The sequence below is a fragment of the Prevotella pectinovora genome (assembly GCF_041323955.1).
In the GTDB taxonomy this organism is placed as follows: Bacteria; Bacteroidota; Bacteroidia; order Bacteroidales; family Bacteroidaceae; genus Prevotella; species Prevotella pectinovora.
Genome location: NZ_JBGLIV010000001.1, coordinates 1298012 through 1316969 on the forward strand (window position 1 = coordinate 1298012; position 18958 = coordinate 1316969).

Sequence of the window (18958 nt, forward strand, 5' to 3'; positions counted from 1 at the left end):
AACAAAAAACATTAAATTTGTAGGCAAAATAGTATCTGATGGCTGACAATGATAAAATCATAACACTTTTTACAACGCGCATAAGGCAGATGATTCTCCAATATAAAGAAACCAAGAAAGAGAATGAAGAGCTTTATGAAATGGTTGATGCCAAAGAGGCAGAAATCAAGCAGTTGAAATTAGAGTTGGAGCAGGCACAGAACAACTACAAAAGCTTGAAGACAGCCAGAATGCTGGAAGTTGCTGATGGAGACATCGAAGAATCAAAGAAAAAGATAGCTTCCATGATCAGGGATGTCAACAAGTGTATCACACTGTTAAGCGGAAAATAACCAGAGTGATGACAGGAGAAGAAGAAAAACTACATATAAGATTGCATATCTACGATACAGACATGCCGGTCGTGATTGACCGTGCAGATGAGTTTACGTATCGGGAAGCGGCAAAAGATATCAACAAGGCCATAAACGCTTATTCTGAAATTTTCAAAGGAAAGAAAAGCGATAAGGAGATTTTGTATATGGCACTTATTGATATCACTTATAATTATGAGGTGGAGAAAATGAAAAATGACACCACCCCCATAAATGACATTCTCTCTAAAATCACGACTGAAATAGAGGATGCACTCAAATAGCAGCATCTGTTTCGCCAACAGTAACAATCTGAAAGAGAGAATAATAACTTAAAGTAATAAATAAATGATAACAGCAGCAATAGTAGTGGCCGCCCTTTTTGTGGGTGGACTATGCGGATATTTTGTTTTCCGTTACATAATAAATGGAAAATACAAAGAATTGATGGACACCGCACAAAAGGATGCGGAAGTTTTGAAAGAAAAGAAAATGCTTGAGGTAAAGGAGAAATTCCTGAACAAAAAAGCAGAACTTGAAAAAGAAATCCAGTCAAGAAACCAGAAAATCCAGCAAAGCGAAAACAAACTCAAGCAAAGAGAAATAAGCCTCAACCAAAGACAGGAGGACATGGCTCGCCGCAAGCAGGACGTTGAGCAGCAACAGCAGCGTATCGACAACGAAAAGAAACTTCTCCAGATCAAAGCTGACGATCTTGAGAAGATGCAACAGCAAGAGCGCGAGAAACTGGAGGAACTTTCCGGTCTGAGTGCAGAAGAAGCGAAAACGCGATTGGTTGAAAGCATGAAAGACGAAGCTCGCACAGCAGCTGCAAGCTATATTAATGAGATAATGGACGAAGCCAAACTTAACGCCAACTCACAAGCAAAGAAAATCGTCATACAGACAATACAGCGAGTAGCCACTGAAACAGCCATAGAGAATTCCGTCAGCGTATTCCATATCGACAACGACGAAGTGAAAGGCCGTATCATCGGACGTGAAGGAAGAAACATCAGAGCTCTTGAAGCTGCTACAGGTGTAGAAATCGTTGTTGACGATACTCCTGAAGCAATTGTCATCTCTGCCTTCGACCCTATTCGTCGCGAAGTCTGCAGATTGGCACTACACCAGTTGGTGGCTGACGGCCGTATCCACCCGGCACGCATTGAGGAAGTTGTGGCAAAAGTCAAGAAGCAACTTGACAATGAAGTTATCGAGACCGGTAAACGCACAGCCATAGACTTGGGCATCCATGGTCTGCACCCTGAATTGATCAGGATTGTCGGTAAGATGAAATACCGTTCTTCATATGGTCAGAACTTGCTCCAACATGCAAGAGAGACTGCTAATCTCTGTGCCGTTATGGCTTCAGAGCTTGGACTTAACCCAAAGAAGGCGAAGAGAGCTGGTTTGCTACACGACATTGGAAAGGTGCCAGATGAGGAAAGCGAACTGCCACACGCTCTTTATGGTGCCAAGATTGCTGAAAAATACAAAGAAAAGCCAGACATCTGCAATGCTATCGGTGCCCATCACGACGAAATGGAAATGAACACGCTGCTTGCACCAATTGTCCAGGTATGTGATGCGATATCGGGAGCACGTCCAGGTGCACGCCGTGAGATTGTTGAGGCATACATCAAGCGTCTGAACGACCTTGAGGCTATTGCCATGAGCTATCCAGGCGTTACAAAGACATACGCTATTCAAGCTGGACGTGAGCTACGCGTCATCGTCGGTGCTGACAAGATGGACGACAAGGAGTCTGAGTCATTGTCAAGCGAGATAGCAACAAAGATACAAAACGAGATGACTTACCCTGGACAGGTCAAGATTACCGTCATAAGAGAAACTCGTTCAATTGCTTACGCTAAATAAAGGAAAAAACTTTCCACATAAACCGAGACCAATCATTTACTTAAACCTTAATTCCGCAACACTTTGATTTAACTTTATTTATAAGTACCTGAGCAACAAAAAGTTGCTCAGGATTTTGCCATGTCAGATTTTTCACCTATCTTAGTGTTGCAAATCAAAATATGTATCAAACCCGACAGACATGGCAAAGGTAGCAATAAAATCTGAGAAACTCTCTCCTTTTGGAGGTATTTTTCCAATAATGGAGCAATTTGATTCCAAGCTCTCATCTGTAATCGACTCAACCCTCGGTATGAGATGCAGGCTGTATGGTTATCAATACAGCGAAATCATCCGTTCGCTTATGAGCGTTTATTTCTGTGGCGGCTCATGCATCGAGGATGTCACCACTCATCTGATGTATCACCTCTCGCTTCATCCGACACTTCGCACATGCAGTGCCGACACGATTCTCAGAGCCATAAAGGAACTGACCCAGGATAACATTTCCTACACATCCGACACTGGCAAGACCTACGACTTCAACACGGCAGACAAGCTGAATACACTGCTCCTCAATTGCCTATTGTCCACAGGGCAGCTGAAAGAGGGCGAGGGGTATGACGTTGACTTCGACCACCAGTTCATAGAGGCTGAGAAGTATGATGCGAAGCCTACATACAAGAAGTTCCTTGGTTATCGCCCTGGCGTGGCAGTTATTGGCGACTTGATTGTCGGCATTGAGAACAGCGACGGCAACACAAATGTCCGTTTCCACCAGAAGGACACGCTGAAGAGGTTCTTTGAAAGGTTTGAACAGAACAAGCTTATTATCAACCGTTTCAGAGCTGATTGCGGCTCGTGTTCTGAAGAGATAGTGGAAGAGATTGCTAAACACTGCAAGACCTTCTATATCCGTGCCAACCGATGCAGTTCGCTCTACAATGACATCTTTGCCCTCAGAGGTTGGAAGAAAGTGAAATTGGGCGGTATTGAGTTTGAGCTGGCCTCCATTCTCATCGAGAAATGGAAAGGGAAGGCATACCGTCTTGTGATTCAAAGACAGAAGCGGATAGACGGCGAACTCGACCTGTGGGAAGGAGAATACACCTACCGCTGCATCCTTACAAATGACTACGAGTCTTCCGAGAAAGAGATTGTCGAATTCTATAACCTCCGTGGAGGGAAGGAACGCATCTTCGATGACATGAATAACGGATTCGGCTGGAACAGGCTTCCAAAATCCTTCATGGGAGAAAACACGGTGTTTCTTCTGCTTACGGCACTCATACGCAACTTCTATAAATTCATCATGGCGAGGCTTGACGTGAAGAGGTTCGGACTCAAAGCAACAAGCCGCATCAAGGCGTTTGTCTTCAAGTTCATCTCTGTGCCAGCAAAATGGGTCAGGACATCAAGGCAGTATGTGCTGAATATCTATTCATGCAACAACGCTTATGCTGATGTGTTCCAGAATGACTTTGGATAACACCGGCAACTTATGGTCGTGATTTTGCGTATTGCCTCAAGTCGTATGGTGGGGTAAGGGGCATTTATATGTCTTTATGGTGACATTCGATGCACTGTGCCCCCTTTTTACTAACGATGCAGATTATTTTCGCTTCTGTATCATATTAGGCGCGTAGTTGCGGATTTGAGGTTAAACTGTAATGGTTGGTCTTTTTCTTATATACCGTTCACCAAATCATCCGACAATGCTTTTAACCACAATCGGACATTAAGATTATCTGAAATTATAATTTCCACATTCCTAATCTAGAATAGAAATACGCCTGGCAATACTTAAATGACATCCAATTATTTGGTCGTAAAAGCTAAAAATGGTAATTTTGCAACAGTAAAAATCATTAGATATGCCACTAAAAATTCCAGATACCCTACCAGCTGTTGACATCCTGAAAAAAGAGAACATCTTCGTGATGGATGACACAAGGGCTCATACGCAGGATATTCGTCCTCTGAAAATAGTAATATTAAACCTGATGCCCCTGAAAATAACCACGGAGACAGATTTAATAAGACTATTGTCGAATACTCCTTTACAGATTGACATCACCTTCATGAAACTCAAGAGCCATACGCCCAAGAATACTCCAATTGAACATATGATGATGTTTTACAAGGACTTCGACAAGATAGAAAAAGAAAAATTCGACGGGATGATTATCACGGGAGCCCCTGTAGAGAATTACGAATATGAAGAAGTGACTTATTGGGATGAAATCAAACGGATATTCGAATGGTCGAAATCCCATGTGACGAGTACGCTATATATATGCTGGGCAGCTCAAGCTGGATTATACTACCACTACGGAATACCTAAATATCACCTGAAAAAGAAGATGTTCGGAATTTTCGAGCAATACTGTTTAGATGTGAAACTACCCATTTTCAGAGGGTTTGACGACATCTTCTTCATGCCACACAGCAGGCATACGGAAATAAGGAAACAAGATATTCTGAATGACAACAGGCTGAGCCTCATTGCTGAATCCCAAGAGAGCGGCGTCAGTATCGTGATGGCAAACAATGGCAGAGAATTCTTCATTACCGGACATTTAGAGTACGCCCCTTATACACTTGACCAGGAATATAAAAGAGATTTGGGGAAACGAGATGATGTTGATATGCCAAAGAACTATTATAAGGACAATGATCCAGAGCTTCCACCGGTAGTGCGCTGGCGAGCTCACGGCAATCTGTTCTTCACAAACTGGATAAACTATTATGTTTATCAGGAGACACCATTCGATATAAGTGAAATTAAATAAAGATAGAAAATGAGGAAGCTGGAACTTCTCGCTCCTGCAAAGGATTTAAAATGCGGAATTGCCGCAATAGACTGTGGTGCTGACGCCGTTTACATCGGTGCTGCCAGATTCGGAGCCCGACAGGCAGTAGGCAACAGTATTGATGACATAAATGAATTATGTGAATATGCTCACAAATTTGGCTGCAAAGTATATGTCACGGTCAACACTATAATCTATGACAACGAGCTAGAGGACACGCAAAAACTCCTCAATGAGCTTGGAAGGATCGGCGTTGACGCAATACTCGTACAAGACATGGGAATCACCAAGCTGCAGCTTCCTCAAAATGTAGCCCTCCATGCAAGTACGCAAACAGACAACCGCTCCGCAGAGAAAGTGGAATGGCTGGCTCGGCACAACTTCGACCGGGTTGTTCTTGCTCGCGAACTTTCACTTGAAGAAATAAGAAACATACACCGGAGAGTGCCACAGACAGAATTGGAAGTATTCGTTCATGGCGCACTTTGCGTAAGCTATTCCGGCGTTTGCTATGCATCTGAATACTGTTTTGGGAGAAGTGCCAATCGTGGTGCTTGCGCACAATTCTGCAGGATGAAATTTGACCTGACCGACAAAGACGGCAATGAGATCATCAACCAGGCACATCTTCTTTCACTTAAAGACATGTGCAGGATAGATTCATTGGAGCAATTGGCAGATGCCGGCGTGACATCCTTCAAGATTGAAGGCAGGCTGAAAGACATCAACTATGTGCGCAACGTCACAGCGGCATACAACAAGCAGCTGAATGAAATAATATCGAGAAGAGGTTCAGAATACGAGAGAGCTTCTTCTGGTGTATGCGATATCAGATTTACACCCAACTTGAACAAGACATTCAACAGAGGATTTACAGACTATTTCCTGAATGGAAGGACTAGCGACCTTGCTTCATTCTACACGCCAAAGGCGATGGGAGAATATGTGGGAAAAGTGAAAGAAATCAGAGGAAACTCTTTCAACGTGGCTGGAACCACTTCATTTGCCAACGGAGATGGCCTTTGCTTCATAAACAGCAACAACGAACTTGAGGGATTCAGGATAAACAGAGCCGAGGGCAACAGATTATTTCCATTGAGAATGCCACGAGGTTTAAGAAAGGGGATCGCTCTATACAGAAACAGTGACCAGCTGTTTGAAAAGGAGCTCAACGGAGATAACGGACAAAGGAAGTTAGGCATACGGATTAACATAAAAGCGTCTGCAGAGGGATTGCATATAGAAGCCAAGACTTGCGATGAGAAACTGCACATCAATCTTCAAAAGGACATTTCTCTTGAGAAAGCACAGAAATCCCAAGTAGACAACATCAAAAGACAGATTTCAAAATTCGGCAATACAATATTTACAGTAGAAGACGTAATTGTAGAGCCGACGGACTTCCCTTGGTTCATACCGAACAGTATCTTGGCAGAAATAAGACGCCAGGCTGCAGACGAACTAATGAGCAGACTGTCAGAGAACCATATAGATATCCGAACCAAGGATCATGCACGACAAATCCCCGAAAAAGGGAAAGTCTCGTTCCATAGCATATCGTCCTATCAGCAGCCCTATATGTACAACATTGCGAACAGACTTGCGCATTCATTCTATGAGCAAGAAGGCATGTCAGACATAACTCCTGCATTTGAAATCAAGAAGCCCTCTTCGCCGCTTGTCATGCAATGCCGCTATTGTTTGAGACACGAATTGGGACAATGCAAAAAGAGTCATAAACAAAGCGGACTATTAAAAGAACCCCTACATCTGAGACTTGCAGACGGGCGAACATTCAGACTTGAATTCGACTGCAAGAAATGCCAAATGAATATATATGCCGATGAATAAAAAAGATTCTAAGAAACATAAAGGTATCAGTAATGTCATAATTTTATTATTGACAGCAGTTATCGTGCTCTCTGGATGCTACCACAGGAAGACATTCAGCGGCAAAAGACACATTGCCACAACTGAACTCACCCAGGAGCAACAAGACTCTTTGAATTTTGTACACACTCACCATTATTCCCAAAATTTCAACTTCATTGTAAAACAAGACTCAATTGTACTTCTGAAAGGACAACCAGAAGAAATTATAAGCAATCTTCCTACAGATTCTATAATCGTCAAAAAGGGAGAACGCATCGCTGTGGCTGAAATAAGGATGATGAGTTCAGATTCCACCGACTCCGTATGGGTGCAACTTGCTCGTGACCAATACACATTCGGATGGACAAGAGAAAAAACTCTTCTGCAGGCAGTAGTACCCGACGATCCTATATCACAATTCATATCAACATTCTCTGACACACACATTCTCATATCACTCATAATAATAAGTATCATCTCGATGGCTTATCTCTTGAGGAAACTATTCAGGAACAATGCAAACATCGTGTTGTTCAACGACATAAACACGTTCTACCCTACCCTTCTGACACTAACAGTTTCAGCGTCAGCCACATTCTATTCAAGCATACAACTGTTTGCTGCAGACATATGGCAGAATTTCTACTTCCATCCCACATTGAACCCGTTCTCTGTAACTCCAATACTATCCATATTCCTTTTCTCCGTATGGTTCATGGTAATCTTAATGGTGGCTGTAATCGATGAAGTGAGGAAACAGCTTCCCTTCAGTGACGCTATTCTTTATCTATGTAGCTTGTGTGGAATATGCGCCATTTGCTATATCGTTTTCAGTATCACTACATTATATTATATCGGCTACCCTTTATTGATAGCCTTCTACATCTATGCGCTGCGGAAATTCTACAATTCATCCCGTGCTCCTTTTATTTGTGGAAACTGCGGAGAACTAATAAGACACAAAGGCAAATGCCCTAAATGCGGAGCGATGAACATATAACAACAAATAACTTCAGATTCAAGAGGCATATTCATTCTGACAAAAAGTACAACCGTTTCAGCATAAAATCATAACATATTAGGATTGCACAATGCAAAGACATGAGGTAACTTTGCACCCATGAAATATATAAAAACAGTATTTACAACAGTATGTTGTGCCATTGTATATCATTCTGAAGCAAAAGGAATATACACAAGTGAGAATTCAGACAAAGAAAGTATCTACGTCAACAATGCTGACTCATCTAGAATCCACGACCTAGACGAGATAATCGTAGTATCGCAGCCCAAAGAAAGCACATTGCTACGATATCAGCCTATGGCTTCGAGCATGTTTTCATCTACCGAAACTGAAAAGCTCGGCATTCATGACATCAGCGAACTGTCAAATTATGTTCCTGGCTTCCAAATGCCATCATATGGTTCAAGGCTAACATCCTCTTTCTACATACGAGGAATAGGCTCAAGAATCAACAATCCGGCTATCGGTGTTTATTTGGATGGAATGCCATTACTAACCAAAAGCGCCTTCAACCAGCATATATATCAGATAGACAGGATAGACGTATTAAGAGGACCGCAAGGAACTTTGTATGGAATGAACACCGAAGGCGGACTCGTTAGGATTTATTCCAAAAACCCATTGGCGTATGACGGTACCGATGTCAAAATCGGAATCGGCAGCAGACTATACCGCAACTTCGAAATTACAAACTATCTGAAGTTGTCTGACAATTCAGCAATTTCATTTTCCGGGTTCTACAATGGGAATAACGGTTTCATACGCAACCAGACCACAGGGAAAAGAGCTGACGACATCAATGAAGCAGGTGGCAAGATCAGAATTGTAAACCAATATTCTCCAAGACTCACCTATGATTTCATTGCCGACTATCAATACGTGAACCAGGCAGGATTCCCCTATGGCGAGCTTGATCTGCAAAACGGTCACACCGCATCGCCTACAATGAACAGAGACTGCAGCTATCTAAGAAACATACTGAACTCCGCATTGAATATAAGATACACATCTGGAGACATAACATTCAACTCCACTACAAGCTACCAATTCCTTGCCGACAGGATGAACATGGACCAGGACTATACGGCAGCCGATATGATGCATCTCTCACAGAAACAGCTACAAAACGGCATAACACAAGAATTCGCACTAAAAGGACGAATAAAGAAGAACTGGAAGTACACTACAGGACTGTTCGGCACATACCAATGGCTACGAACAGAAACACCGGTTTATTTCGACAAGGATTTCACCACAATGATGGCAAGCAACATACAGTCTGCCATATATAATGCCATAACAGAATCCATGTCTGGCAAATTCATGTCAATACCAGGAATGACCGAAGAAAGAGCAAAAGAAATGGCTCAAGCCACAATAAACAAGGCTGGAGGCATAGAGGTTTCAGGTCTGTCAATGTCTGTACCCGGAATGTTCCACACGCCACAATTCAACCTTGGCGTTTTCCATGAATCACAAATCGACCTGAACAAATGCCTGACGATGACCATCGGACTGCGTTATGATTACAGTCTCGTAAAAGTGAAATACGAGACAAGTGCCATCATGGCAATGAATGCAAGTGTAATGGGAATAACGGCATCAAGAAGACTAAGTTCAATTCTCACCAACACCAAAAGCAACAGCTTCAACCAAGTGTTGCCGAAATTGGGATTCACATGGCGAGTCAACGACAATGGCAGCAACATCTACGCATTGGTAAACAAAGGCTACCGCTCTGGAGGATATAACATACAGATGTTCTCTGACATACTCCAGACTGAACTGATGGCTAACAGCAAGGAAGCCATGAAATCCGATTATGACATCCAGCATACTGATGAGGATTATGCAAAGATAAACAACACTATTTCATACAAGCCGGAATTCAGCTGGAACTATGAACTCGGTAGCCATATCAACCTTTTTGACGGTTCTCTTCAGACTGACATCTCAGTTTATTACATGAAAATCAGGAACCAGCAACTTTCAGTGATGGCAGGCACATACGGTTTCGGCAGAATGATGATAAATGCAGGAAGGAGTCACTCATGCGGCATAGAAGCCTCAATGCGCGGAAAAGCAATTGACAACAGATTGTCATGGAGCGCAACATACAGTTTCACGAATTCAAGATTTGACAACTATAAAGAGGAGAGCAATGGCATCACGACAGACTATAAGGGTAAGCACATACCCTATATTCCGCTACACACAATGAGCGGCATGGTAGACTGGACGATGCCGATCAAAGGACACTGGGCAAAAAGCGTAACTATAGGAGCAAACGCAAACGCTCAAGGGAAGACTTATTGGGATGAAGGAAATACCTATAGTCAAAAGCTGTACTGCATCCTTGGCTGCCATGCAGACATCATGTCTGATTTCCTCAAAATATCAATATGGGGCAGGAATCTTACTTCCACGAATTATAACACCTTCGCCCTGAAAAGCTCAGCTACAGGCAAGCCGCTATACCTGTCGCAGAGAGGAGCCCCATTCCAATGCGGCATAGACTTATCCTTCCACATATAAAAACAGAGCCGGTCATTAGAACGTAAAACAAATCATCAAGTAATCAAGTAATTACGTTCTAATGACCGATTGGGGTTAAAGGAAAACGAGCCATCGGAAATCCCAACGAACATCATCATTTTATCTTCATTATCTCTTCCATAAACTCCTGCAATCGCAGAAGACCGTAACTCCCTGAAATACAACTCTGCTCGTCGTAACAAGAAACCGAATCCGGCTTTATCCCGGGATAATAGACCAAGAACGGAACAGGCTCATCTACATGAGTCCTCAGCTCTACAGGTGTAGGATGATCTGGCAGCAGGGCGATGCAGACCGGTTCCTTCCAATCGGAAAGTTCTGAACATATCGTCCCCATTACGCGAAGATCAATATCTTCAATCGTCTTCAACTTCAACTGTAAATCTCCATCATGGCCGGCCTCATCACTCGCCTCTATATGAAGGAACACAAAATCATCAGTCCGCAAAGCATCGATTGCCGCTTTTGCCTTGCCTTCATAATTGGTATCCGCAAACCCTGTAGCACCATCAACATCGACAACTTTCAATCCGGCATATTGTCCAATACCCCGAATAAGATTGTCTGCAGAAACCACAGCGCCGCTTCTTACTTCAGGATATTTCTCACTTAATGTCAACATAGACGGACGATACCCTCCACCCCATGGCCATATAAGATTTGCAGGTGGCAAACCACAGGAGCGTCTGTTTATGTTGACTTTATGTTTTCCCAACAATCCTTGAGATTTGAGAATCAAGTCGTTCAGGATGTCCGAAGTTTCCTCCGGACTCAAACGGTTGTGCTTCACCCCCAAACTGTCAAAATAGCAATCATCGCCAGAATGTTCATAACCTTCTTTTGGCCTTACCAACAGGCCATGCCAATCTTTGTTGATGGAATCATGAGGCAACGCGCATTCTATATGTTTGTTGCCACCTTTTATCACAAGCAGATGCCGGTATTGCGAACCTGTATGGAAATGTAATCTCTCGTCAGCAAGTTCTGCATTGAGACAATCAATAAGCTGAAAGGACTCTTGTGTAGTAACATGTCCTCCATGATGATTTACTATTCGTCCACGTTCGTCTACAGAAATCAGACTGACTCGAAGCGCCAAATCACCGGGCCTCATTTCATATCCTATGCTTGCAGCTTCGAGAGGACCACGCCCTTCATAAACTTTCTCCTGGTCATATCCGAGAATCACGCTATTGGCAACATCACTCCCCGGACTGAAACCATCAGGTATCGTTACCAACCGACCAGTACGCCCATTACAGGCAAGCGCATCCATATTGGGCACATCGGCAAACTGCAAGAGAGTCTTGCCTCCGAGCCTTTCAACTGGATGATCAGCCATTCCGTCGGCTACGATTACCAGATGTTTCATTCCAAATTCAGATTATAGCTTTCCTATATGTCATCTTTTTGCCAGTTTATGAAAAAGAATCATATATTGGCAATAGACATGATGTTTGCAAACACGCCAGCCGCCGTCACACCTGCTCCAGCTCCATATCCTTTTATCTGCATCGGATATTCATGATATCTTTCTGTAGTAAGGAGTACGACATTGTTTGAACCTTCAAGCATATAGAACGGATGCTGCTGGCCAACTGCCTCAAGAGAGACGCTCGTCTTGCCATGGTTCATCTTTGCCACAAAGCGCCAACGCTTGCCTTCGTTCTGAAGTTCCTCACGTTTCTTCTCGAAGCCGGCATCCAACGTCGGGAGATTCTTCCAGAATTCTTCAACTGTACCATTGAAAAAGCCGGACGGAATGAAAAGGTTCTTCTCCACATCCTCTTGCTCAACCTTATATCCTGCCTCACGTGTCAGGATGACAAGTTTGCGTATTACATCCTTGCCGCTCAAGTCGATGCGTGGATCCGGCTCACTATAGCCTTCCTCTTTTGCTCTTCTCACAGTTTCGGAGAAAGGAACGTCTGCTGATATTTCATTAAATATAAAGTTTAACGTACCGCTGAGAACTGCCTCTATCTTAAGTATCTTATCTCCAGAATTACACAAGTCCTTTATCGTGCCCAATATTGGCAATCCTGCTCCGACATTCGTTTCATAAAGGAATTTCACTCCACGACGCAAAGCCGTCGCCTTAAGTTTCAGATAGCTGTCATAATCACCCGAAGCTGCCACCTTGTTTGCAGCCACTACGGAAACGTTATGTTCGAGAAGCTCCTGATATAGCGCCGCCACGTCGGCACTAGCCGTACAATCCACGAAAACGCTGTTGAAGGTATTCATGCTTATGATCTCATTCTTCAGCTTCTGAGTGTCGCTTTCTGCTGATTCTTTCAGCAAAGCCTGATAGTTGTCCAGGTCAATGCCGTTGTGGTCAAAGATTGCCTTATGGCTTGAAGCGATACCCACGACATTAAGCTTCAGCCGCTGCTTTTCCATAAGCTCCGTGTACTGCGATTTTATCTGTCCTATCAGGTTTCCGCCCACCGTGCCGACTCCACAGATGAAGAGGTTCAGCACCTTGTACTCGCTGAGGAAGAAAGAGTCGTGAATTACGTTCAATGCCTTATACAATGATTTCCCGTCCACCACGAATGAGATGTTTGTCTCTGAAGCACCCTGTGCACACGAAATGACACTTATACCGCTTCTTCCGAGAGTGCCGAAGAGCTTACCGGCAACTCCTGGCGTATGCTTCATGTTCTCGCCTACGATGGCCACTGTTGCCAGTCCGCTTTCAGCATGCATCGGGAACATGGCTCCTGTCCTGATTTCCTTTGAGAATTCATTGTTGAGCACAGCTACAGCTTCCTCCGCATCCACGTCTCTGACACCGATAGAAGTGGAATTCTCTGATGAAGCCTGTGACACCATGAATACGGAAATGCCATTCTCTGCCAAAGCCGTGAATATTCGGCGGTTGACACCAATGACACCAACCATCGAAAGTCCTGCAACGGTAATCAGTGTCGTTCCCTTGATACTCGAGATACCCTTGATTGGCTTTGAATCATTCTCCACATGGCTCAGAATCGTTGTTCCCGCACTATCGGGATTAAAGGTGTTCTTCACCTTTATAGGTATGTTCTTGACACATACCGGATAGATAGTAGGAGGATACACTACTTTTGCACCGAAATTACAAAGCTCCATAGCCTCAACATAACTGAGCTCGTTGATAGTATATGCAGTATGTATCACCTTAGGATCGGCCGTCATGAATCCGTCGACATCAGTCCATATCTCCAAGACTTCGGCATCCAATGCTGCGGCGATGATAGAAGCCGTATAGTCGCTTCCTCCTCTGCCGAGATTAGTAATTTCTCCAGTATTTCTGTCTGTGCTGATGAATCCTGGCACAACAGACTTCTGTGTCCTGTTTCTGAACGTTTCCTTCACGGCGTCGGCGGTAACCTCGCTGTCGAGCACGTTCTTGCCATGTTTCTTGATAGTCTTTATGAAGTCCAGAGAGTTGTACCTCTTTGCGCCATTTACCAGCGTCGCCACGATATGGCTGCTAAGTCTCTCTCCGTAACTCACGATTGCGGCCTGGATTTTGGGACTCAGGTCGTGTATCAGATATACTCCATAGTAAATGGACTTAAGTTCTTCAAACAATCTATCTATGGTATGGAGAAGTCCGCTCTTTTTTTCTTCATCATCAATTATTGCGTCAACCATTTCATAATGACGCTTCTGCATGAATTCAAACTCTGCCTTATACGATTCATCTCCACCAAGGGCCAACTTAGAAGTGGCTATGAGTTTGTCAGTGATGCCGCCGAGAGCGCTTACAACAACGATAACGTCATCATTCTCCCCCTCCACGATTTTCTTCAAGCTCAAAATACTTTCAACAGAACCGACTGAGGTTCCGCCAAACTTCAATACTTTCATACCTTAATTTCTGATATCTATTGTTATGCTATATTTCTTAAGACTGCAAAAGTAATAATAATTGTTTTGGTACACAATATATCAGGTATCAAAAAGAGAATCTACGACTACAATATCCCGTATAAATCCGGACAAATATTTGTGCAATGAAAAAAAATACGTAAATTTGCATCGTAAATAAGATTTCTAACGCCGTCTGCAACCACAGAAGGCGCAATGAGACTTAAAGCAAAATTATTATCATACAACTTAAAACTTTAAATTTATGAAAGCATTAAAAACAGACAAGGCTCCTGCAGCCATCGGTCCTTACAGCCAGGCAATTGAAGTAAACGGTTTCGTATTCGCTTCCGGTCAGATTCCTCTCAACCCAGCAACAGGTGAATTCGTTGAGGGTGGCATCAAGGAGCAGACCCGTCAGGCTTTGAACAACGCTCGCGAAATCCTCCGCTCTGCTGGTCTCGACCTCAGCAACGTTGTCAAGACATCTGTAATGCTTGCCGACATCAAGTATTTCGGCGAGATGAACGAAGTATACGCCGAGTTCTTCAACGAGCCATTCCCTGCACGCTCTGCATTCGCAGTGAAGGACCTTCCAAAGGGTGCCCTTGTTGAAGTTGAGTGCATAGCTGCAAAATAAGAATGAAAGACAGCATAATCATCGTGAGCGGCGGAATGGACAGCATTACGCTGCTCTACGATTATAAAGACCGCATAGCGCTCGGCATCTCCTTTGACTACGGCAGCAACCATAACGCCAAAGAGATTCCATTCGCAGAGATGCATTGTCAGAGACTTCGCATCCCACACATAACGATTCCTCTAGATTTCATACACAAATATTTCAAGAGCAGCCTCCTGGAGGGAGCAGAAGCCATACCCGAAGGCCACTACGAGAATGAGAACATGAAGTCTACAGTAGTACCTTTCAGAAATGGAATCATGCTCTCCATTGCCGCAGGAATAGCCGAAAGCTGGGGCCTGGACAACGTCTTCATAGCCAATCACGGCGGAGACCACGCCATATACCCAGACTGCAGGCCTGAATTCATCTCTGCCATGTGTGAAGCGACTAAAGCCGGTTCATACAACAACGTGAAGATTTCGGCACCTTATACCAACATCACGAAGGCAGACATCGCAAGAAAGGGAAAAGAACTCGGCATCGACTACACCGAAACCTGGTCTTGCTACAAGGGCGGAGAGAAGCATTGCGGCAAATGCGGGACTTGTGTCGAGAGAAAGGAAGCCCTTAAAGACGCAGGAATCACAGACAATACCCAATACGAAGAATAGGGGCAATTCTTCTCAAATACGCATTTCAGAATATTAATTCCAAGGGAATAATATCAAAGTATCATTCTCACAAGAAAAACCAATGACAATCCACTGAAAGTCAACAACTTGTGAGAATGATACTTTTTAGATTATTTTACATAAAAGTATCACGGAAGTATCACAGAAGTATCATTGGCATCTTTTGAATAATGAACTGTGCCACCCTCCAATATTCCACAATTCAGACAAAACTTGGGCGGTATCTTAAAAAACACCGCAGCAGCCATATTCACCCTGCGGTTTGCGCATGACAAACCACCGTGTTTCAAGACAAAACCCTATAGGTTAACAAAGCCAAACAGCCAATTTACACATCCACAAACACCTATAAGACAACATTTCTTTCCTCAGAAAAGCATTACCATAGAATGATAAAAACAAAGATAATCAAGAAATTGATTATTTATCTTTGCCAGTTGGCTTTTTTATCCTATCTTTGCATATTAAGATAAGCAGCAGCCCGGCATGACATTCACACAGGCTTGATCTTGTGCATTCGGTCTGTATCATCTATCTCCCACGAACCGGCTGAAGCCGGAAATCTGGATGTTTGAGACAAAAGGAATATAAAACAACTAAAATGTAAATACGATGAACTTGAAAGTGCGTCTGGCGATAATGAACTTCCTGGAATTTGCGGTCTGGGGAGCATACTTGACCTCTATGGGCCAATATCTTGGCAAAGCAGGAATGGGAACAGAAATATCATGGTTTTATGCCATCCAGGGCATAGTGTCCATATTCATGCCCACATTGATGGGAATCGTTGCCGACAAATACATACAGCCACAAAGGCTGCTCGGACTTTGTCATCTGGCAGCAGGATTAGGCATGGTGGCATTATGCATGATTGGAGAGTTCAACCCAATGCCAGACAAGGTAGTCTTCATGACCGTATACACATTGAGCGTGGCTTTCTACATGCCTACCCTGGCATTGTCTAACACCGTAGCATTCAAGATTCTACAAAACCATGGACTTGACACCGTGAAGGACTTCCCCCCTATCAGAGTGTTGGGAACAGTAGGGTTCATAATCACCATGTGGTTTGTGAATTGTGCCGCGATAAACGATGGAGCATTCACTCTGACTATCGCCGAAAACAGCAGCAAATTCCAATACACCCATCTGCAGTTCCTCGTGTCGGGCATTCTAAGCATCGTCCTCTTTGCATACTGTTTCTCACTGCCCCAATGCAAAATCGAGAAGCACCAAGACAACAAAGGCAAGAAGTCGATGGCAGAAATCCTCGGACTCGATGCTTTCAAGCTGTTCAAGTCAAGAAGAATGGCAATGTTCTTCATATTCTCAGGCCTTCTCGGAATGTCGTTGCAGGTGACAAACGGTTTTGCCACTCCTTTCATCACACATTTCAAGGCAGATCCGGCACTTGCCGATACATTCGCGGCAAACAACGCCACCCTGCTCGTATCGATTTCTCAAGTAGCTGAGGCATTCTGCATTCTTCTGATACCTTTCTTCCTGAAACGCTACGGAATAAAGAACGTGATGCTCTTGGCTATGCTCGCCTGGGTACTGAGATTCGGATTCTTCGGTCTCGGTGGTCCTGCATTCCCTGGAGTGACGCTCCTGATTCTTTCGTGCATAGTATACGGCATGGCTTTCGACTTCTTCAACGTTTCCGGCGGACTATTCGTCAATGCGGAATGCGACAAAGAGCTACAGGCATCAGCACAAGGACTGTTCATGCTAATGACTAACGGACTCGGTGCTACAATCGGCACTATACTTGCCGGTATGATTGTGAACCACTACTGCCATTGGACAGAAGACGGATTCCTTGTAGGTGAATGGCAGACATGCTGGTTCATTTTCGCAGGATTCGCTCTTGCCGTAGGTATAGGCTTCGCCTTGCTGTTCAAGGAGAGAGAAACGAAATGATACAAATAGCTATCGGCTAAACAAACGGTAAAAACAAACTTGAAAGCTGATATGGACAAAACAAGACTTATATTCGACAATGCGACAGAAATAGCCGGCAACAAGGAAATTGGCATCTTGTCACTTACAGACCTTGACAAGACACGCCAATTATCCATAGTCTGTGAGCGTAACGTGGCTTTGGAAATAGACAAGAGAAAGTCGCCAGAACCTGTAAATGACAATTTACTGCCTGAGGTTCTCGTGAAACTGCTGACAAAAAACACGAACAGCATTTTCGAAATCCTCATCACAGACATCGTTGACGGACAATACAAAGTCTACGTGTTCAACGCCGACACCCTCGACTACACGCCAATAAGAGCGAGCGACGCTGTGTTGCTCTCAATGGTTGCCGACATTCCGATATTCATCTCTGAAACACTCATGAGACAACAGTCTGTAGAATATACAGGAAAAAAGACAGGAGTTACGGTACCCATCAACGCCATAAGCATACCAATGCTCGAAGAGTCCTTGAAAAAAGCAATAGACTCGGAGAATTACGAAATGGCGTCGAAACTGAGAGACGAGATTAACAAAAGAAAAAAAGACTCATAAAGCTTTACTTACATGAAAGAGGCAAGATACTTTTTTGTTCCAGATGCAGAATCATCCACCGAACTGCCTGCTGAAGAGGCTATGCACGCATTAAGAGTTTTGCGGCTGAAAAGCGGCGACGATATGTTTCTGATGGACGGCAACGGCAATTTCTTCAAAGCGAAGGTGACTCTGGCTGCGACAAAACACTGCATGTATGAAATCACAGAAAAGATGCCACAGGAAAAGACATGGAACGGAAACATCTGCATTGCCGTTGCTCCTACCAAGATGATGGACCGTATAGAATGGTTTGCAGAAAAAGCCACCGAGGTAGGCATCGACGAACTTGTTTTCCTGAACTGCCAGTTTTCTGAAAGAAAGGTATTGAAGACACTACGTCTGGGCAAAATCATAATATCAGCAGTAAAACAAAGCCGCAAACCATACAGGCCACAACTCACACCACTCACACGCTTCAATGATTTCATAAAAAAAGAAAGAGCCGGACTGAAATTCATAGCCCATTGTTATGAAGAAATACCAAGCGTAGACTTCTTCGACACGGCAAGCAAAGAGAAAGAACAGGCTTCGAGCGATGGCATCACGGTACTTATCGGACCAGAAGGCGACTTCTCTATCGACGAAGTGAGAGAAGCGATGAAATACGGTTTTACACCCATATCGCTTGGCAAAAGCAGACTACGCACAGAAACAGCAGCCTTGTATGCCGCGATGTGCGCCCAACTGATTTGCAGAAAAGATTAAAGAAACATAGTTCAATAGGTAAATAAATTACT

The 18958-nt window shown here is 43.7% G+C and carries 15 protein-coding genes; 13 read left to right on the plus strand and 2 right to left on the minus strand.

Annotation, left to right across the window (positions count from 1 at the left end):
* Window positions 1-38 precede the first annotated feature (38 nt).
* The 8 genes from ACDC99_RS05120 to ACDC99_RS05155 all read left to right on the plus strand — a co-directional run bounded on the left by ACDC99_RS05120 (window position 39) and on the right by ACDC99_RS05155 (window position 10457).
* The gene (locus ACDC99_RS05120; RefSeq protein WP_022316563.1) at window positions 39-332 is read left to right on the plus strand and encodes a hypothetical protein; all 294 of its coding nucleotides are present in this window, start codon (window positions 39-41) and stop codon (window positions 330-332) included.
* Between the two features lie 8 nt (window positions 333-340).
* Window positions 341-637 carry a cell division protein ZapA gene (locus ACDC99_RS05125; protein WP_303222501.1) on the plus strand — a complete coding sequence of 99 codons (297 nt, stop codon included), beginning with the start codon at window positions 341-343 and terminating at the stop codon, window positions 635-637.
* Window positions 638-701: 64 nt separating this feature from the next.
* Window positions 702-2234 carry a ribonuclease Y gene (gene rny / locus ACDC99_RS05130; RefSeq protein ID WP_044073471.1) on the plus strand — a complete coding sequence of 511 codons (1533 nt, stop codon included), beginning with the start codon at window positions 702-704 and terminating at the stop codon, window positions 2232-2234.
* A 181-nt stretch (window positions 2235-2415) separates the two neighbouring features.
* Window positions 2416-3702: an IS1380-like element ISBf11 family transposase gene (locus ACDC99_RS05135; protein ID WP_346712761.1), complete on the plus strand. Its 1287-nt coding sequence runs from the start codon at window positions 2416-2418 to the stop codon at window positions 3700-3702.
* A gap of 385 nt (window positions 3703-4087) precedes the next feature.
* Window positions 4088-5005: a homoserine O-acetyltransferase MetA gene (gene metA / locus ACDC99_RS05140; protein WP_302749350.1), complete on the plus strand. Its 918-nt coding sequence runs from the start codon at window positions 4088-4090 to the stop codon at window positions 5003-5005.
* A 9-nt stretch (window positions 5006-5014) separates the two neighbouring features.
* Window positions 5015-6877 (plus strand): peptidase U32 family protein, encoded by a 1863-nt coding sequence (locus ACDC99_RS05145; protein ID WP_370756061.1) that lies wholly within the window; start codon window positions 5015-5017, stop codon window positions 6875-6877.
* Window positions 6870-7898 carry a hypothetical protein gene (locus ACDC99_RS05150; RefSeq protein WP_022316568.1) on the plus strand — a complete coding sequence of 343 codons (1029 nt, stop codon included), beginning with the start codon at window positions 6870-6872 and terminating at the stop codon, window positions 7896-7898. The genes ACDC99_RS05145 and ACDC99_RS05150 overlap by 8 nt, the downstream gene beginning before the upstream one ends.
* A gap of 120 nt (window positions 7899-8018) precedes the next feature.
* On the plus strand, window positions 8019-10457 hold the full coding sequence (locus ACDC99_RS05155; RefSeq protein ID WP_370756063.1) for a TonB-dependent receptor: 2439 nt from the start codon (window positions 8019-8021) through the stop codon (window positions 10455-10457).
* A 115-nt stretch (window positions 10458-10572) separates the two neighbouring features.
* On the opposite strand, the gene ACDC99_RS05160 is transcribed toward ACDC99_RS05155, so the two are convergent.
* Window positions 10573-11850 (minus strand): cofactor-independent phosphoglycerate mutase, encoded by a 1278-nt coding sequence (locus tag ACDC99_RS05160; protein ID WP_370756065.1) that lies wholly within the window; start codon window positions 11848-11850, stop codon window positions 10573-10575.
* 59 nt (window positions 11851-11909) lie between these two features.
* Complete coding sequence (gene thrA, locus ACDC99_RS05165) at window positions 11910-14339, minus strand: bifunctional aspartate kinase/homoserine dehydrogenase I (RefSeq protein WP_044079904.1); 2430 nt, start codon at window positions 14337-14339, stop codon at window positions 11910-11912.
* 265 nt (window positions 14340-14604) lie between these two features.
* On the opposite strand from thrA, the gene ACDC99_RS05170 reads away from it, so the two are divergent.
* The 5 genes from ACDC99_RS05170 (at window position 14605) to ACDC99_RS05190 (ending at window position 18926) form a co-directional block, all read left to right on the plus strand.
* Entirely contained in the window at window positions 14605-14979 is a 375-nt protein-coding gene (locus tag ACDC99_RS05170; protein WP_022316572.1) for a RidA family protein, read from the plus strand.
* Window positions 14980-14981: 2 nt separating this feature from the next.
* Window positions 14982-15635 carry a 7-cyano-7-deazaguanine synthase QueC gene (queC, locus tag ACDC99_RS05175; protein WP_370756067.1) on the plus strand — a complete coding sequence of 218 codons (654 nt, stop codon included), beginning with the start codon at window positions 14982-14984 and terminating at the stop codon, window positions 15633-15635.
* Between the two features lie 633 nt (window positions 15636-16268).
* The gene (locus tag ACDC99_RS05180) at window positions 16269-17579 is read left to right on the plus strand and encodes an MFS transporter (RefSeq protein WP_278840288.1); all 1311 of its coding nucleotides are present in this window, start codon (window positions 16269-16271) and stop codon (window positions 17577-17579) included.
* A gap of 51 nt (window positions 17580-17630) precedes the next feature.
* Window positions 17631-18179, plus strand: a complete 549-nt coding sequence (locus ACDC99_RS05185; RefSeq protein ID WP_022316575.1) for a bifunctional nuclease family protein — start codon at window positions 17631-17633, stop codon at window positions 18177-18179.
* A gap of 12 nt (window positions 18180-18191) precedes the next feature.
* Window positions 18192-18926, plus strand: coding sequence for a 16S rRNA (uracil(1498)-N(3))-methyltransferase (locus ACDC99_RS05190; protein WP_370756068.1), 735 nt, complete (start codon window positions 18192-18194; stop codon window positions 18924-18926).
* The last annotated feature ends 32 nt before the right edge of the window (window positions 18927-18958 follow it).

Bases quoted from the DNA above. Each gene is read 5' to 3' on its own strand.
- ACDC99_RS05190 (WP_370756068.1), top strand. From the start codon at position 18,192: ATGAAAGAGGCAAGATACTTTTTTGTTCCAGATGCAGAATCATCCACC.
- ACDC99_RS05150 (WP_022316568.1), top strand. From the start codon at position 6,870: ATGAATAAAAAAGATTCTAAGAAACATAAAGGTATCAGTAATGTCATA.
- ACDC99_RS05145 (WP_370756061.1), top strand. From the start codon at position 5,015: ATGAGGAAGCTGGAACTTCTCGCTCCTGCAAAGGATTTAAAATGCGGA.
- ACDC99_RS05125 (WP_303222501.1), top strand. From the start codon at position 341: ATGACAGGAGAAGAAGAAAAACTACATATAAGATTGCATATCTACGAT.
- rny (WP_044073471.1), top strand. From the start codon at position 702: ATGATAACAGCAGCAATAGTAGTGGCCGCCCTTTTTGTGGGTGGACTA.
- queC (WP_370756067.1), top strand. From the start codon at position 14,982: ATGAAAGACAGCATAATCATCGTGAGCGGCGGAATGGACAGCATTACG.
- ACDC99_RS05135 (WP_346712761.1), top strand. From the start codon at position 2,416: ATGGCAAAGGTAGCAATAAAATCTGAGAAACTCTCTCCTTTTGGAGGT.
- ACDC99_RS05170 (WP_022316572.1), top strand. From the start codon at position 14,605: ATGAAAGCATTAAAAACAGACAAGGCTCCTGCAGCCATCGGTCCTTAC.
- metA (WP_302749350.1), top strand. From the start codon at position 4,088: ATGCCACTAAAAATTCCAGATACCCTACCAGCTGTTGACATCCTGAAA.
- thrA (WP_044079904.1), bottom strand. From the start codon at position 14,339: ATGAAAGTATTGAAGTTTGGCGGAACCTCAGTCGGTTCTGTTGAAAGT.
- ACDC99_RS05120 (WP_022316563.1), top strand. From the start codon at position 39: ATGGCTGACAATGATAAAATCATAACACTTTTTACAACGCGCATAAGG.
- ACDC99_RS05160 (WP_370756065.1), bottom strand. From the start codon at position 11,850: ATGAAACATCTGGTAATCGTAGCCGACGGAATGGCTGATCATCCAGTT.
- ACDC99_RS05180 (WP_278840288.1), top strand. From the start codon at position 16,269: ATGAACTTGAAAGTGCGTCTGGCGATAATGAACTTCCTGGAATTTGCG.
- ACDC99_RS05185 (WP_022316575.1), top strand. From the start codon at position 17,631: ATGGACAAAACAAGACTTATATTCGACAATGCGACAGAAATAGCCGGC.
- ACDC99_RS05155 (WP_370756063.1), top strand. From the start codon at position 8,019: ATGAAATATATAAAAACAGTATTTACAACAGTATGTTGTGCCATTGTA.